The 15587-nt window shown below is 49.2% G+C and carries 15 protein-coding genes; 3 read left to right on the top strand and 12 right to left on the bottom strand.

Annotation, left to right across the window (positions count from 1 at the left end; genetic code table 11):
• Positions 1 to 103: 103 nt before the first annotated feature.
• From BN2762_RS16455 to pdhA, 5 genes are all read right to left on the bottom strand, one after another.
• Complete coding sequence (locus BN2762_RS16455) at positions 104 to 943, bottom strand: hypothetical protein (protein ID WP_055108001.1); 840 nt, start codon at positions 941 to 943, stop codon at positions 104 to 106.
• Positions 944 to 1809: 866 nt separating this feature from the next.
• The gene (lpdA, locus tag BN2762_RS16450) at positions 1810 to 3225 is read right to left on the bottom strand and encodes a dihydrolipoyl dehydrogenase (protein ID WP_055108000.1); all 1416 of its coding nucleotides are present in this window, start codon (positions 3223 to 3225) and stop codon (positions 1810 to 1812) included.
• Positions 3226 to 3229: 4 nt separating this feature from the next.
• Positions 3230 to 4534, bottom strand: coding sequence for a dihydrolipoamide acetyltransferase family protein (locus tag BN2762_RS16445; RefSeq protein WP_055107999.1), 1305 nt, complete (start codon positions 4532 to 4534; stop codon positions 3230 to 3232).
• 26 nt (positions 4535 to 4560) lie between these two features.
• Entirely contained in the window at positions 4561 to 5538 is a 978-nt protein-coding gene (locus BN2762_RS16440) for an alpha-ketoacid dehydrogenase subunit beta (RefSeq protein WP_055107998.1), read from the bottom strand.
• A gap of 83 nt (positions 5539 to 5621) precedes the next feature.
• Positions 5622 to 6734, bottom strand: a complete 1113-nt coding sequence (gene pdhA, locus BN2762_RS16435; protein WP_392391577.1) for a pyruvate dehydrogenase (acetyl-transferring) E1 component subunit alpha — start codon at positions 6732 to 6734, stop codon at positions 5622 to 5624.
• Between the two features lie 221 nt (positions 6735 to 6955).
• On the opposite strand from pdhA, the gene BN2762_RS16430 reads away from it, so the two are divergent.
• The 3 genes from BN2762_RS16430 (at position 6956) to BN2762_RS16420 (ending at position 9415) form a co-directional block, all read left to right on the top strand.
• Positions 6956 to 7684 (top strand): alpha/beta hydrolase, encoded by a 729-nt coding sequence (locus BN2762_RS16430; RefSeq protein WP_055107996.1) that lies wholly within the window; start codon positions 6956 to 6958, stop codon positions 7682 to 7684.
• Positions 7685 to 7983: 299 nt separating this feature from the next.
• Positions 7984 to 8625, top strand: a complete 642-nt coding sequence (locus BN2762_RS16425) for a thiamine diphosphokinase (RefSeq protein ID WP_055107995.1) — start codon at positions 7984 to 7986, stop codon at positions 8623 to 8625.
• A 268-nt stretch (positions 8626 to 8893) separates the two neighbouring features.
• The gene (locus tag BN2762_RS16420; protein WP_055107994.1) at positions 8894 to 9415 is read left to right on the top strand and encodes a C40 family peptidase; all 522 of its coding nucleotides are present in this window, start codon (positions 8894 to 8896) and stop codon (positions 9413 to 9415) included.
• Between the two features lie 144 nt (positions 9416 to 9559).
• Here the strand turns inward: BN2762_RS16420 and BN2762_RS16415 are convergent, their stop codons facing one another.
• The 7 genes from BN2762_RS16415 to BN2762_RS16385 form a co-directional block, all read right to left on the bottom strand.
• Positions 9560 to 10237: a winged helix-turn-helix transcriptional regulator gene (locus BN2762_RS16415; RefSeq protein ID WP_055107993.1), complete on the bottom strand. Its 678-nt coding sequence runs from the start codon at positions 10235 to 10237 to the stop codon at positions 9560 to 9562.
• Positions 10238 to 10353: 116 nt separating this feature from the next.
• Positions 10354 to 11436, bottom strand: a complete 1083-nt coding sequence (locus BN2762_RS16410; RefSeq protein ID WP_055107992.1) for a ThiF family adenylyltransferase — start codon at positions 11434 to 11436, stop codon at positions 10354 to 10356.
• A gap of 53 nt (positions 11437 to 11489) precedes the next feature.
• On the bottom strand, positions 11490 to 13037 hold the full coding sequence (gene abc-f / locus BN2762_RS16405) for a ribosomal protection-like ABC-F family protein (RefSeq protein ID WP_055107991.1): 1548 nt from the start codon (positions 13035 to 13037) through the stop codon (positions 11490 to 11492).
• A gap of 88 nt (positions 13038 to 13125) precedes the next feature.
• Positions 13126 to 14106, bottom strand: coding sequence for a hypothetical protein (locus tag BN2762_RS16400; RefSeq protein WP_055107990.1), 981 nt, complete (start codon positions 14104 to 14106; stop codon positions 13126 to 13128).
• The gene (locus BN2762_RS16395; RefSeq protein ID WP_055107989.1) at positions 14093 to 14644 is read right to left on the bottom strand and encodes a hypothetical protein; all 552 of its coding nucleotides are present in this window, start codon (positions 14642 to 14644) and stop codon (positions 14093 to 14095) included. The genes BN2762_RS16400 and BN2762_RS16395 overlap by 14 nt, the downstream gene beginning before the upstream one ends.
• Positions 14645 to 14657: 13 nt before the next feature.
• Positions 14658 to 15077: a hypothetical protein gene (locus tag BN2762_RS16390; RefSeq protein WP_055107988.1), complete on the bottom strand. Its 420-nt coding sequence runs from the start codon at positions 15075 to 15077 to the stop codon at positions 14658 to 14660.
• A 4-nt stretch (positions 15078 to 15081) separates the two neighbouring features.
• The gene (locus BN2762_RS16385; protein ID WP_055107987.1) at positions 15082 to 15579 is read right to left on the bottom strand and encodes a hypothetical protein; all 498 of its coding nucleotides are present in this window, start codon (positions 15577 to 15579) and stop codon (positions 15082 to 15084) included.
• Positions 15580 to 15587: the final 8 nt, after the last annotated feature.

The following is a 15587-nucleotide window of genomic DNA, read 5'->3' as shown; positions in this document are numbered from 1 at the left end:
GAATGAAAATGTCAATTAGAAAGATACAGATTAGGTATAAATGAGCTCCCACCAAAAAAAGAGCGCGTCTCCCGCACTCTTCTTTCTTGCTGTCTTTTGAAGGTTATTTCTCTTTAAAAAAACTCCCATCGAACGTAAATGTAGTCATCGTAGTAACTGGCGTTCCTCGAACGGTCTCTGCGTCATCTTCAAGCAAACTCAACGTCTTCCAAGCATAGAGTACGTTGTCTTCAACGCGGTAGCTTCCTACAACAAGCGAATAAGAGCCCGCCAGCATCGCGTTCATTTTCTTCACGATTCCTGTCCAGGCTTCAACCACCTGTCCCTGCTCGAGATACCAAAGATGGGCTATTTCAACGTCCAGTCCAGTCCCGCCGGTTCGCTCAACCGTCGCGTATAACCGCTTGCCCTCGACTTGGACAGGTTCACCCAGCTTTAAAGAGTCCACCTTCCAGCTGGTTTCGAAAATTAGTTGATAATGGCCATCTGCAGCTCTTTTAAAAATAAAATAATTCCCTATATTCGCGCCACCGTCAATCGCAGCTACGATTTCTGCATCCCCATCGTCGTCCAAATCGACCAGCTCGAAGGACAAGCCCTCTACATAATAACGGTCTTCTTCGCCCTGCTCGATAATCCAATCGGCTACCTGCTGCTTGGTTATCTTAGCTTCTAGCTGATTCCTGTTGGTTGTCGCAGAATCGGTAAGAATATCTATTCTATGGTCTTGCTCATTCCAATTCGCAGTATAGCCTAGCTCTGCGGCTAGAGGAAGAAGCGGAGCATAAACTTCGCCGTCATTTACCTCAAACCGGGACTTTAGCTCCTGTCCATTCAGCGTTACGATTAGCGGGTGATCCGCTTCCACCGGAGGGGTTACCGTTATGCCTACCAGCAGCAAAGCTGCCACAGCTAAGGATCTGGCCTTATCCTTATACTGCATCCTTCCACCCTCCCTAATTTCGCAAGCGATTTCAAATCTATGTGCAAGCTCTATAAACTATAGTTACATCTTACCATTAACCTAGCAGCTCTTGGTATATTTTTTGTAATTCTTTTGTAGATTATCTAGGCTTTTATTAAGATAATGACAAAAGATCTATTTAGCAGTTCAGCACTTGATGATGCCCAACCCAAAGTTGTAATCAACAGCAGGTAATTCCTACAGCAACCATAATACAGGTAAATTTCAGCAGCTATAGTGATAAACATTTTTTGGGGTTGGTGGGGTTGGTGGGGTTGGTGGGGTTGGTGGGGTTGGTGAGTTGATGAGTTGATGAGTTGATGAGTTTAATTGGAGTTTATGACCTTATTTTCATTGATCCGGGCATTCTTGAGAAAATAGCTGTATTTCATGTATATAATACTCTCCCTATGAGCCGTATCATCCTAAAATCTCAATTTAACTACACCAATTACAATTAATATTACATTTCCTATTTAGCAACTTCATTTAAATACATGGAATCCAGTTAGCACGTCTATACAACCGTCCCCATCATTTGTATTCGTAATCTAGTTACTACCGTACACAACCTCTCCATCATGTAGCGCATGGATTCCAGTTAGTACATGTTCCCAACCTTCTCCATCATGTAGCACATGGAACCCTGTTAGTACGCGCTCCTAACCCTCTCCAATCTCTCCTGTATGTTTATAAATGTTAAAACTATTGTACATCGTATTAGGGTGCCGATGCTTCATGCATTCCAACAAAAAAAGAGCTGCCCGCAGGTTAAATCCCAACCCGCGGAGACAGCTCATCAAATATGCTTAGGAGTTAGCGTACCTCTTAAGAGTTACGTGTAATTAACGAGAAATAATGTGGATCGGCTTGCCTTCGACAACCTCTGCTGCTTCCATCGCGATTTCACCAAGCGTTGGGTGAGCGTGGATCGTCAGAGAGATATCTTCAAGCGTCGCGCCCATTTCAATCGCAAGCGCGATTTCAGTAATGAGGTTGGATGCTTCTATACCCACAATTTGTGCGCCGATAACAAGATCGTTCTCTGCATTAGCGACAAGCTTCATGAAGCCGTCCGGCTGGTTCAGAGATGTAGCGCGTCCGTTAGCAGCAAACGGGAATTTGCCCGATTTCACTTTGATGCCCTTTTCCTTCGCATCCTTCTCGGTCAAGCCGACGCTGGAGCACTCAGGATCCGTAAATACAACGGAAGGGATCGCTTTGTAATCGACAACAGATGGCAGTCCTGCAATGGCCTCAGCCGCTACTTTACCTTCATAAGAAGCTTTGTGAGCAAGCGCCAAGCCAGGGACAATATCGCCGATTGCGAAGATTTTCGGATTGGAGGTGCGTCCTTGATGGTCGACTTTAACCAGCCCGCGATCGTCCAGCTCAACCCCAGCCAGGTCAAGGCCCAGCTCTCCGTCCGTGTTCGGACGACGTCCTACAGTAACAAGCAGGTAGTCTGCCGTAATTTCTTTGTTCTCACCGTTAACGGAATATTTAACCGTAACGTTCTTATCGGTTTGAACTGCACTTTCCGCTTTCGCGTTCGTTACGATCTCGATGCCTGTTTTCTCCATGCTCTTCGCCACAAGACGAGTCATATCCTTATCAAAGCCAGGCAGTACCGTATCCATGCCCTCAATGATCGTTACCTTCGTACCGAATTTGGACAGCATTTGGCCAAGCTCCGCGCCGATGTATCCGCCGCCGATTACGACCAGGCTTTCCGGAATTTCTTGAAGCTCCAGAGCTTCAGTAGAAGATAGAATGCGTCCCCCGAATGGGAATGGCTTAAGTTCGATTGGACGGGAACCTGTTGCCAGGATGCAATGCTTGAAACGGTAGCGAGGTGCTTCGTAATCATTGAATACGCGAGCTTCGTTCTCATTGATGAACATCACTTCGCCATTGAATACCTCGACTTTGTTGCCTTTCAGCAAGCCGCCGACGCCTTGAGTCATTTTTTTAACAACGCTGTTTTTGAACTCCTGTGTTTTCGAGAAATCCACTTTTACGTTCTCCACAGAAATACCGAATGCATCCGCATGCTTCGCAGACTCATATTGGTGTGCAGCAGAGATCAAAGCCTTGGAAGGAATACATCCGCGGTTCAAGCACACACCGCCAAGCTCCGATTTATCGACGATCAGAACTTTTTGCCCGAGCTGGGCAGCGCGAATGGCTGCCACATAACCGCCGGGACCTGCACCGACTACCAGTGTATCAATATCAAGAGAAGCGTCTCCTACGACCATGTTGTTATACCTCCATTACGAGCAGCTCAGGGTTGGAGAGCAGCTCTTTGATATAGTTCATGAAGTATTGAGCAGTAGCACCGTCGATCAGACGATGGTCAAAGCTGAGGGACAGAGCCATAACCGGAGCTACGACAACTTCCCCGTTCTTCACAACCGGCTTCTCGCTAATGCGGCCAGTTCCGAGAATAGCTACCTCTGGGTAGTTAATGATCGGAGTAAAGAACATACCGCCTGCTGAGCCGATGTTCGTAATCGAAATCGTGCTGCCTCTCATTTCGTTAGGGGACAGTTTGCCTTCACGTCCACGGGCAGCCAGATCGCGAATCGCGTCTGCGATCATCCAGATGCTCTTGCGGTCCGCATCCTTGATCACCGGAACGATCAGACCGTTGTCCGTATCGGTTGCGATACCGATATCGTAATGCTTTTTGTATACAATTTCATTGTTCTCTTCGTCGATCGAAGCGTTAAGCGCAGGGAATTGACGAGCTGCTGCAACGAGCGCTTTGACGATGAACGGAAGATAAGTCACTTTCGTGCCTTTCTTCTCGGCGATCGGTTTCATACGCGTACGGAACGCTACCAGCTCGGTTACGTCAACTTCGTCCATGATCGTAACGTGAGGAGCTGTGTACGCGGATTTAACCATCGCATTGGAGATCGCTTTGCGGATGCCTTTGAACGGTACGCGCTCTTCTTCGGCGCTTACGCTGACCGCTGCCGGTGCTGCTGCTGGAGCTGCTTCTGCAGCTTTCGCGCTCTCTTGGGCTGCAGCCGGTGTTCCGCCACCGCTCAGGAATGCTTCCACGTCTTCGCGTGTAATTTTGCCTGCTTTGCCGGAGCCTTGAACCTGGCTCAAATCTACGCCTTTCTCGCGAGCGAATTTACGTACGCTAGGCGTAGCCAGGATTTCGCGGTTAGGTGCCGCTGGAGCAGCAGCGCTGTCCTTGCCAGCCGCCGGATTCTCGGTTGCCGGAGAATCTTTCGTATCCGCTCCGCCTTGTGCTGCATCGGCTTCTTGAGCGCTATGTTCTTCTGCTGCGCCCTCTTGCTCTGGAATGTCGCCTTCAGCGTCGATAACAGCGACGACTTGACCTACGCGGAACACAGCGCCGTCCGTACCGAACACCTCTTGCACTGTACCATTTACCGGACAAGGAACTTCTACAACCGCCTTGTCGTTTTGCACTTCCATAATAATATCGTCGTCGGTTACTTTGTCGCCGACTTTGATATGCATTTTAATAATTTCGCCTTCATGCAGCCCCTCGCCGAGCTCAGGGAATCGATATTCAAATTTAGCCACCTGGAAGACCTCCTAGTTCATTAAGATTAGAATTCGAGTACTTTATTTACTCCTGCAATAACACTTGCCGGAGACGGAAGCCATTGATCTTCGATTTGCGCGAACGGATATACGGTATCCGGTGGAGCTACGCGAAGAACCGGCGCCTCCAAGTGAAGGATCGCTTTCTCGTTAATTTGAGCGATAACCTCTGCAGCGATACCTGCAGATTTTTGCGCTTCTTGAACGATAATAGCGCGGTTTGTTTTCTTCACCGATTCAATCACGGTGTCGATGTCGAGAGGCACAAGCGTGCGGAGGTCGATTACCTCTGCCTTGATGCCGTTCTTCTCAAGCTCTTCTGCTGCTTTGACCGCAGTGTGAACCATCAGTCCGTAGGCCACGATCGTTACGTCGGAGCCTTCGCGAACGACTTTGGCTTTACCAATTTCAACTGTATAATCGCCTTCAGGCACATCTTCACGGTAAGCATGATAAAGGTTCAAGTGCTCCATGAAGAATACAGGGTCATTGTCGCGGATCGCAGAAATCATCAGACCTTTTGCATCATAAGGGTTGGATGGAATTACTAATTTAATACCCGGAGTTTGCGCGATCAAACCTTCCAAAGCGTCTGTATGCAGCTCAGCTGCTTTAACGCCCCCGCCGAACGGAGTACGGAATACGATCGGCGCGTTGTAGCGGCCGCCGGAACGGTAACGCATACGGGCTGCCTGAACCACGATTTGATCGAGCGCTTCAAAGATAAAACCTACGAACTGGATTTCAGCAATCGGACGGAATCCTTGGATTCCCAAACCTACTGCCATACCGCCAATTGCGGATTCTGCGAGCGGCGTATCGAAAACGCGCTCTTCACCGAACTGTTTTTGCAAGCCTTCCGTAGCACGGAATACGCCACCGACATTACCGACGTCTTCCCCGAAGATCAGAACGTTAGGGTCACGTTCTAATTCCACGCGCATCGCATCACGAATCGCTTCTTTTAAATTCATTTGTGCCATTAGATTCATATCCTCCTCATTAAGAAACAATCAGACTTTTACTGCCAAGCATTCATTAATGCTCTTAGGTCCTGCTTATCGTCTTACTGGAAATCTGCTTTTTGCTCTTCCAGATGTTTAGGCGTCGTTTCGAACATGCTATCGATCAGACCAGGAATGGTCATTTTCTCGGTTTGCTCTGCTTTCTTGATATGCTCGTTCACCGTAGCTTTAGCTTCTTCCTTCACGCGAGCTGTATCTTCTTCCGTCCAGAGGCCTTTCTTCTCCAGGTATTTGGCAAGACGTGCGATTGGATCCTTCTCGCTCCACTGGCCTTCTTCTTCCTTCGTACGGTACTTGGAAGTATCATCGGACAAGGAGTGTGGACGGAAACGGTAAGTAACGGCTTCGATCAATGTAGCACCTTCACCGTTGCGAGCGCGCTCAGCCGCTTCTTGAACAGCACTGATAACGGCAAACACGTCCATACCGTCGATTTTCACGCCGCGGATACCCGCTGCAACCGCTTTGTGAGCGATAGATAGAGCTGCAGTTTGTTTGGAGAACGGAGTTGTGATCGCATACCCGTTGTTTTGCACAAAGAAAATAACCGGCAGTTTATAAACTCCAGCAAAGTTGAGTGCTTCGTAGAAATCGCCCTCGGAGGATCCCCCGTCACCTGTGTATGTGATAGCGACTTGCTGCTGCTTCTTCAGTTTGTAACCCATTGCGATACCCATGGCATGAAGCACTTGGGCGCCGATAATGATTTGTGGCATAAGTACGTTGACGCCTTCCGGAATTTGACCGCCGTGCTGATGTCCGCGGGAATACAGGAACGCTTGGTACAGCGGAAGACCGTGCCATACGAGCTGCGGCATATCACGGTAGCCCGGGCAAATGAAGTCGTCCTTGTTCAGAGCGAACTCGCTGCCCACCATCGTAGCTTCTTGGCCGGATACAGGCGCATAGAACCCAAGACGGCCTTGACGGCCCAGGTTAATGGCTCTTTCATCCCATGTTCGGGTAAATACCATGCGGTACATTAACTCTTTCAATTGATCATCACTTAAATTAGGAACTTTATCTTTGTTAACGATTTCACCGTCCGGGGATAGCACGGACAAAGCTTCGACTTCCTCAGTGTATACTTCGTAAGGAACCCTGCTCTTGTTCTTGCTCATTTTCTTCACCTCGACAAAAAATTTGATTATCATGTGCTGCTGTTATAGAATTATTATACATCTGTTTCACTCAATAAGTCAAAGATATTCCGGTAATTTGTACTTTACACTTATTTTTGTATGTATAACAGGGTATACAATTAACTATAACAGTCGGCCGTTTTAGGGCCTATCAAAAGTACAGTTACTCTAACGGTTATCTTATCTTATCAGCCATTTAAAAGCAAAATGCAAAGACGGGAGCGTGTTGTACTATGACGGATTCGCGCTATTTAAAAAGAACGATCGTCAAGGAAGAAATCGACAGCAAATACCTGGGCGAGAAACGGTCTCTTCGCATTTATCTGCCTCCGGGCTATAATGAAATCCTTAGCTATCCTGTCGTCTACTGCCAGGATGGAGAAGAGTTTTTCAATTACGGCCGAATTGCCACCCATGCGAACCGCCTGATTCTGGATGAAGGGCTGGACCCGTTCATCATTGTGGGTGTCGAGGTTGATACATCGGTGCGTACCGAGGAGTATGCTCCTTTCGGCAACCGCTTCGACGCTTATATTTCCTGCTTCACTGAAGAAATTATTCCCTACGTTGAGAGCAAATATCCGGTTCGCCGCGAAGCGGACGAACGTATTTTGGCCGGAGATTCGCTAGGAGGCACCATCTCGCTGCATATCGCTATGAAAAAACCTGAACTGTTTTCCAAAGTGATCAGCTTGTCCGGCGCGTTTTACGAAAAAACCCAGCAGCTGGTAGCCGAGGAAGCCGATCTGTCCTTCCTTTCCTTGTACATGATCGTCGGCCTGCAAGAAGATCAATATACGACCGACACGGGAACCTACAACTTTGTGGAGCTGAATCGGGCGACCAAATCGCTCTTGGAAGAGCGCGGCGCCCAAATACGGTACCTTGAGAAGGACGGTAAGCATCTATGGGGGTTTTGGCAAAATGAGCTGCCGGATGCCCTGCTACATTTTCTTCAATAAATATGCCATTTGCAAGCTGTAGGCCCATCGGGTGTGTCAGCGCTTTCAAAGCAGTCTGCCAAAGGGAAGCCATTTTCGGCTTCTTTTTTTCATTTCCTATATTATATGCCGCCTTGTATGCCCCTTATATGCCGCAGCTAACCAGGCCTTTTGCCGCAGCCGAACATGCTCCTTGTCTTCTCTTATGCTTTTACCCGCTGTAAGTTCATTTTAGTCCCCCCTGGCAAAATTGTGCAAGCGTCAAATCTGTTTTATACTGGAGTCGGGGCATACTCCGCAAAATGAAAGGAAGTAGAGAGATGACAGAACAACGAGCGCTAATCTTTGCAGGCGGCAATATGAACCCTGTATTTATAGAAGAGATTGGTCCAAATGATCTGGTTATTGGGGCAGATCGCGGCGCGTTATTTCTAGTTGAGCATGGAATTCAGCCTCATATTGCCGTCGGTGATTTTGATTCCATCACTCCGGAGGAATTGGAGAAAGTAAGAAGCTCCAGCGGCCAGATCATAACCTGTGATCCAATCCACAAGGACTTGACAGATACTGAGCTGGCCTATATGACTGCCATGGACAAGCAGGCCAGGGAAATTATCATGATGGGCGTTACCGGTTCCAGGCTAGACCATACGCTGGCTAACATCCAAATCATGCTGCGGGGATTACAGCACCAAATCCAAAGCGCCATTTACGACACACATAACTATATTACCCTTACCGGTTCCACCTGCGTCATCCAGAATCGCGGCTTCACCTACGCATCCCTGGTTCCTCTTACCCCGGAGGTGACCGGAATCACTCTGGAAGGATTTATGTACCCGCTGGAGAACGCAACGCTTCGCATGGGACAATCACTTGGGATCAGCAACCGGCTCTTGGAGCAGGAAGGCACGATTCGGATCGAGAGCGGCCTCCTCTTGATCATTCAAAGCCGGGATTAACGCTGATAAAAGACAAAATTGTAACTACTGGTTACAGCATTTTAAACATCCAGAAAACCTTGCGGCCGCAAGGTTTTCTTTCTTTTTTCGACCTGATTCCATTTTAGATTCTTAATTTTTTGTAAACTTTAATAGTTTTTTAATAAACCCCTTCAAAGCCACGGGAGACAGCCACCTTCACGATTCTAGCAAATTATGGCTGGCTTCAAACCTGTTATACTTCAAATCGAACCGGTCAAAAAAAAACTTTGGAGGTACTACAAACAACATGAAAATGCATACTATATCCCAAAAAGTATTGACGGTAGGTATTGTTTCAGCCCTTGGGTTCGGAACTTTCCTTGCAGGCGGTGCAGGCACAGCACAAGCAGCCGCAGCATCTCAATCCGCAGAAAGCGTGGCTGTTTCTAAAGGAACTCAAGTCGTTAACTTCGGAAAAAAATATATGGGCACACCTTATAAATTCGGTGCTTCGACTTCAACTACTCGCGTATTTGACTGCTCTTCTTTTATGAAGCATATTTTCAAGAATTACGGCGTTAACCTGCCGCGTACATCCGCAGCCCAATCCAAAGTAGGTAAAGCGGTATCCAAATCGAACCTGCGCCCTGGCGACCTTGTATTCTTCTCCAGCGGCAGCCGTTCAACTGGAAAAAACATCACACACGTAGCCGTCTATGCAGGCAATGGCAAAATTTTGCATACTTACGGCAAGCCTGGGGTAACGATCTCCGATCTGAACTCCGGAACATGGAAAAGAACTTATATTAAAGCTCGTCGCGTACTGTAGTTTATATTGACTCATTTTATGTCGAAAAGCTTGCGAGCTTGGAATGAGGCTGCGCTGCAGCATCGGCACTAAAAACTCCTATCACCCTGCAAAAGAGGCTTCCCCGCAGCGGCTATGCTGCCAAGGGAAAGCCTCTTTCACGTTCTAATGCATCATATAGCCCGTCCCCCGGACGGTATGGATAATTTTCCGGGCCCTGCCGCGGTCGATTTTTTTACGCAAATGACGGACATATACATCCACTACGTTGGTCCCTGTCGCAAAGTCATAGCCCCATACCTCCTGCAAAATATCATCCCGATGGCAGACGGTATTGGCATGCTTGGCGAGATATACGAGCAGGTCATATTCCTTCGGCGTCAGCTTGATGATCTCCCCTTCCCGGAATACCTTCCGGCTCTTCGGTTCGATCCGCAAATCCTCGAATATGATCTCGCTCGGCTGTCCGTCATTCAACCGCATATACATTCGAACCCAGTGCTCCATACGTATGGCCAGCTCCTCAAACGGCACGCTGCCGTCTACCACATCGCTCGCTCCCGCAGCGAAGGCCTCGATCAGTTGTTCCGTGCTGCGTTCAAGCAGAACAGTAATAATCGGAAACGACAATACGCCCTCGTGCGCTTTGAGCAGCGCCATAGCGTCCACGTCGGATAGCCCCTTTTCAACCAGCATAATATCCGGCTTCTGCTTAAGCAGCGCTTCCTTCGTAACCTCCTTGTTGCGAAACCATGCTACGTCATATCCCGCTTCCTTCAGCTGCCGGTATAAGCGGCTGCTCTCGAGGGACTCCCCTCCTGCCGACAATATGTGAATTTCCATTCTATTCGCTGCCCACCTTCTGCATCCCCATCCCGAGTTTATTTATTAAGATGGACAAAATGCAAACAAACCATTCCCGCATTTCGCGGAAATGGTCTGCCTTCTTACAAATCTTCTTATCCGAAATATCTGTCATAGAGCACTTTAGCCTCGACGATATCCTTCGTCCCGTGGATCAGCGCTCGTCCATCCTTAAATAAAACCAGCCGGCGCTCGCCGATCGTATACGACAGGAGGAATTTATTGAACTCGGCTGTTCCTTCTCCCAGACGCATCAGTGCTTTGGCGGTCTCCTCCAAGTTCCATTCACGCGGCTTGGCAGGGCGGATCTGCACAGTATCCCGGCCGCACAGCACTTCGGTTTTTCGCGAGCCGCTGTGCGATAGATACGGATACGTCGCATGAGAACCACAGGATGGGCAATCCGCCTTCCTGGCCGTGTCCATCTTGAGTGAAGCCTGCTCGTTGCGCCATAGGTCGAACGTAAGCAGCGTACCTCTAAGGCTATCCGTCCGTCCCGTCAGAAGCTTCAGCGCCTCCGTCGTTTGATGAGCCACAACCATCTGCACCGTGGGCGGAATTATACCTGCCGTATCACAGGTATCCCCCCCTAGCGGAACTGAGCCTAGCAGGCAATTCAGACATGCGGTTACCCCTGGCAAAATGGTGAAGGTAATTCCGTAGCTCCCAACGCAGGCACCGTAAATCCAGGGAATTCCCTCCTTCTGCGAAATGTCGTTAATGACCATTCTCGTATCAAAGTTATCGGTAGCGTCCAGGATAAGCTGGATTCCCGGCAATAAGGAGCTTATTTCAGCGTAGGTTACATCCATCACATGAGCTTCAACAGCTACCTCGCTGTTGATGGCCTGCAGCCGCTTCTGGGCTGCGATCGCCTTAGGCAGGCGAAGCTCGGCATCTTCCTCTGCAAACAGCTGCTGCCTTTGCAAATTGCTCCATTCCACATAGTCGCGATCCGCAATAACCACGCGCCCAACGCCGGCCCGGACGAGCGTCTCGGCAATTCCCGTCCCGAGCGCTCCCGCCCCGACTACAAGTACCGCGCCTTCGGACAGCTTGCGCTGACCCTCCGAACCGATCATGACGAAGCGCTCCTGCCTGGAATACCGGTCCGTACGGTCCCTCGGACCCGCAGACAAGACCGCTGTGGAAGCTTCAGATCGATTTTTACCCTGCATTCCCTTTCGCTCCTTTCGCAAGAGACTTGAATTACCGGAATAACATGATTCCTTTACTTTGTGGACCACTGCTCGACGTCCCACACCTTCGTTACCCAGTCTTCGTAGAAGTCTGGCTCATGGGATACTAGCAGAACAGTGCCCTTAAATTCCTTCAGTGCACGCTTCAGCTCCTCTTTGGCCACGACGTCCAAATGGTTTGTCGGCTCGTCAAACAGAATCCAGTTCGTCTCGCGCATCATCAGCTTGCACAGCCGGACCTTGGCCTGCTCGCCCCCGCTAAGCGCTCTGAGCTGGCGCGTGATATGATCGTTCTTGAGGCCGCAGCGCGCCAAATGCGCCCGTACTTCATGCTGGTTAAGATGAGGGAATTCATTCCATACATCGTCGATCGGCGTTGCGTTTCCGGGCCGTACCTCTTGCTCGAAATACGCCGGATACAGGAAGTCACCCTGATACGTTTTGCCGCTAATTGGCGGAATCACGCCAAGTATCGTCTTCAGCAGAGTCGATTTGCCGACACCATTGCAGCCGACGATGGCGATTTTCTCGCCGCGTTCAATCGTCATCGACATTTTAGGGAGCAGTGCATGCGTATAACCGATTTCAAAATCGATACCTTCAAACACCGTTTTTCCGCTGGCTCTCGCTTCCTTGAAGCCGAATACCGGCTTAGCGGCCTCCTCGGGTTTATCGATTCGTTCCATACGATCCAGCTGCTTCTCCCGGCTCTTCGCCCGGCCTGACGTCGAATACCTTGCCTTGTTCCGCTGGATGAAATCCTCCTGCTTCTTAATATACTCCTGCTGCTTCTCGTAAGCCTCAATATGCTGATTCTTGTTAATGTCGGCCATTTCCAGAAACTTCTCGTAGTTCGCCGAATAACGCGTCAATTTCGCAAATTCGAGATGGTATATGACGTTAACTACCTTATTCATGAACTCCGTATCATGGGAGATTAGGATAAAGGCATACGGATAATTCTGAAGATAATTCGTAAGCCATTGGATATGCTCTACGTCCAAATAGTTAGTCGGCTCATCCAGCAGCAGGACATTGGGCTTCTCGAGCAGCAGCTTGGCAAGAAGCACCTTGGTGCGCTGGCCGCCGCTTAAAGCCGAGACATCGCGGTCTAGACCGATCGCCGACAGACCGAGCCCGTTCGCCATCTCTTCAACCTTCACATCGATAAGATAGAAATCACCGATATCCAGCTGCTCTTGAATTTCACCCATCTGCTCCAGCAGCAGCTCCAGCTCCTCGGGAGAGGCATCCGCCATCTTCTCGGTTATCGCCATCATTTCCTTCTCCAGCTCCAGGAGAGGAAGAAATGCATCCTTCAATATATCGCGGACCGTCTTGCCAGGTGTCAGCTTCGTATGCTGGTCGAGGTAGCCGTACCGTACCTTCGGCGTCCATTCAACCTTCCCCTCATCCTTCAGAACCTGGCCGGTCAAAATATTCATTAAAGTGGACTTGCCTACGCCATTCGCTCCGACCAAGCCAACATGCTCGCCGGCCAGCAAACGGAACGAAACGTTCTTAAACAACGTTCGATCCCCAAAATTGTGGGAGACGTTCTCTACAGTTAATAAACTCATATCAGCGCCCAATGCTCCTTCTATATGACATTCAAGAACCTATTTTAGCATAAGAAGGAGAAGGTCTGAAACTGTTTTATTTTAAGGCTCAACGACAATCGGCCTCACGGTAACCCGCCAGCGCGGCTTCCCGGGCGTTAGTGAATATTTGCTCAACACGATAGCGGGACAAGCAGGCTTCGGGAAAATAGTATTTGATCCCCGTCGCTTCATCCATGCCCCCGAGCAGTTTCCGGCTCTGGACCAGCCGTCCTCCTCCGAAGGCATAGTTGTTATAATAGAAATCCCCGACCGGTATTCCCTGCAAAAAGACGATCACTCCGACATCGCTTATAGTATTCGACCAATCCTCCTGCGACAGAATCGGCAATGTAAAAAGATAATCCACTCCTAGCCGCAGTGCGTACTCGTTATGGCGGTTTATGTATCCGGCAAGATCATCCTGGATACCCCTCACGATGGCGGCTCTTCTTACCTGCTCAAACGCCTTCGTATCCTGCAGCAATGGAATTGCCGTCATCCCCTGCAGCTCGGATTGCCTGCCCCTATGCCACTTGCCGGTCATGCTCTCATAAGCTGTCACTGTATCATCCAGTGTAAAGGCGACGCTGTTGCCAAATTGATCCGAATATACATATGGCTTCTTCGGTCTCCAGCGATGCGAGATTTCCGGCCATCCTGTCTGTTCGTTCTCACTCTCGTCTAGAGCATATATGGAATACCCGTCATATTCGATAATTGCGATTGCTGGTATATAAGTCATCAGAGCTTCCTGGGCAAGCCTATCATCCTCAATTCCCAGATTAATCGATAAAGTCTGCATAAAAGCGGATAAGGCCTCTTCTTTATCCGACCTCATAAATTTTGCTGAGCTGTAGCCTGCTTCGAACTGCTGCAGCTCGTTCAGATTCAAGGCATAAGCCGCGTCCTGAACGGCCGTGCGCAATGCAGAGCTGTAGCGGTGCTGAAGGCGATGGGCCTCCCTTAAATCCCCGGTATGCAAATAATTGATCCAAAGGATGGGCGAAACCAGCAGAACGAAAACGATCGCCCAGTCAGTAATCTTCATTAAGCACCATCCCCCCGTAATGTAATACATGGGACCCCCTCTGCTCAGCAGCCCCATACAGGAAATGATCAAATACCATGATCGGCGTGCGTCCCAAACGGGTAATCGTCACCGTAAAATAGTCCCCGACCTCCATTCTGTACTTGGGTTCATCATCCGTTCCGAAGGCGGCTTGTTCCGGGAACAGCAATGTCATTATGTCATGATTATAGAAGGCCTCATAATGAATGCTGAAGCGGTCCAGAAAAGTGCCGGAATCAGCTGGATCGTCATATTCTGGATGATATTTTTTGTGCCTGTGCTCCAATTCGATCCTGTATTCCCCTCCTGCCGCTCCAAGCTCATGAATAAAATCATGATACATCCCTGGCGATACATAGCCTTTATTTCTGACCGCATCCGTAAAGCGAACCAGCGTATTGTAAGCTGCCAGGGCCCGATAATCCTCCTCCCGCTGCGCCGATTGGACAGCGGGAACCAAATAGAGCAAAACAACGGCCAATATCGCTGCAGCTACCTTTGATAACGCGTTTGACATCGTACAGCCCCTTTTATTTTTTGCGAAAATTTATTTTCCGCAAATGGCCTGCGGAATCATAATCAGCCTGCACCCCATAGCTCGCCCTTAAATCCAGAAAAGCGGCTGCCCTCATCACGGCCGCATCCTGTACGGAATAATCATCGCTGTCTGCCCCTCTTAGATCCAGCCTTTTTCCGTCTATTTCTACCACAGCGCCCAGGCCCTCCAGCACCTTCAAACTATGCATGATCTCTGCACCGCTATAACGCTCATCCTGCACGGCAATTCCGGCTCGAGTATGAACGATATCCTTTTGCCTCTGAGCATAAGGGACTAGCTGTTCCAGCACATCCTGCTCAAGCTCGGCCTGTTCCGAGGCAAACCACAGAGCGCTGAGGCAGACTATGCAAGCAAAGAGCAGCCACAGCATGCTTTTCAAAGGATCATGCATACCCTTAAGGACTTGTCAGTACGGTCGTCTGCGTAAAAATAATACCCCTAACGACATTAGAATTATCCTTGATGACCCTAGCCTTGAATTTTCCGCTCGGATTGACGTATTCATCCAAAATTTCATTCCATGAATTGCTGATATTTCCGACCTTATCGCTGATGACCGCGCCATAATCTTCAATCGGGATATGATCCCCCACGCGAAGCATATTGCCATACCATTGTCCGCTTTTGTTCTTTCCGGTCTTGACCTGTATCCCGAACTGCTCGCGGTCCTTGAATTTCCTGAGGGCATTCGTCACCTGGGATCCGCTGACGGTCGTATCGTCATACACGGTAAATGAGGCCTGGGACAGCTCGGTTTGAATATCCGAAAAATTGTTCTGCGCGGTTTTGGTCGCCTCCTGTGCAGATACGAACAGAATGACTACGATCGTGATGAGAGCAATCGTCAGGAAGATGCCAGCGGCAACCTTTAATGCGGATGAAGCATTATTCATTTCATTTC

This window comes from Paenibacillus ihumii (assembly GCF_001403875.1).
In the GTDB taxonomy this organism is placed as follows: Bacteria; Bacillota; Bacilli; order Paenibacillales; family Paenibacillaceae; genus Fontibacillus; species Fontibacillus ihumii.
The sequence above is the reverse complement of the archived record's forward strand: the minus strand, read 5'-3'. Positions and strand labels throughout refer to the sequence as shown.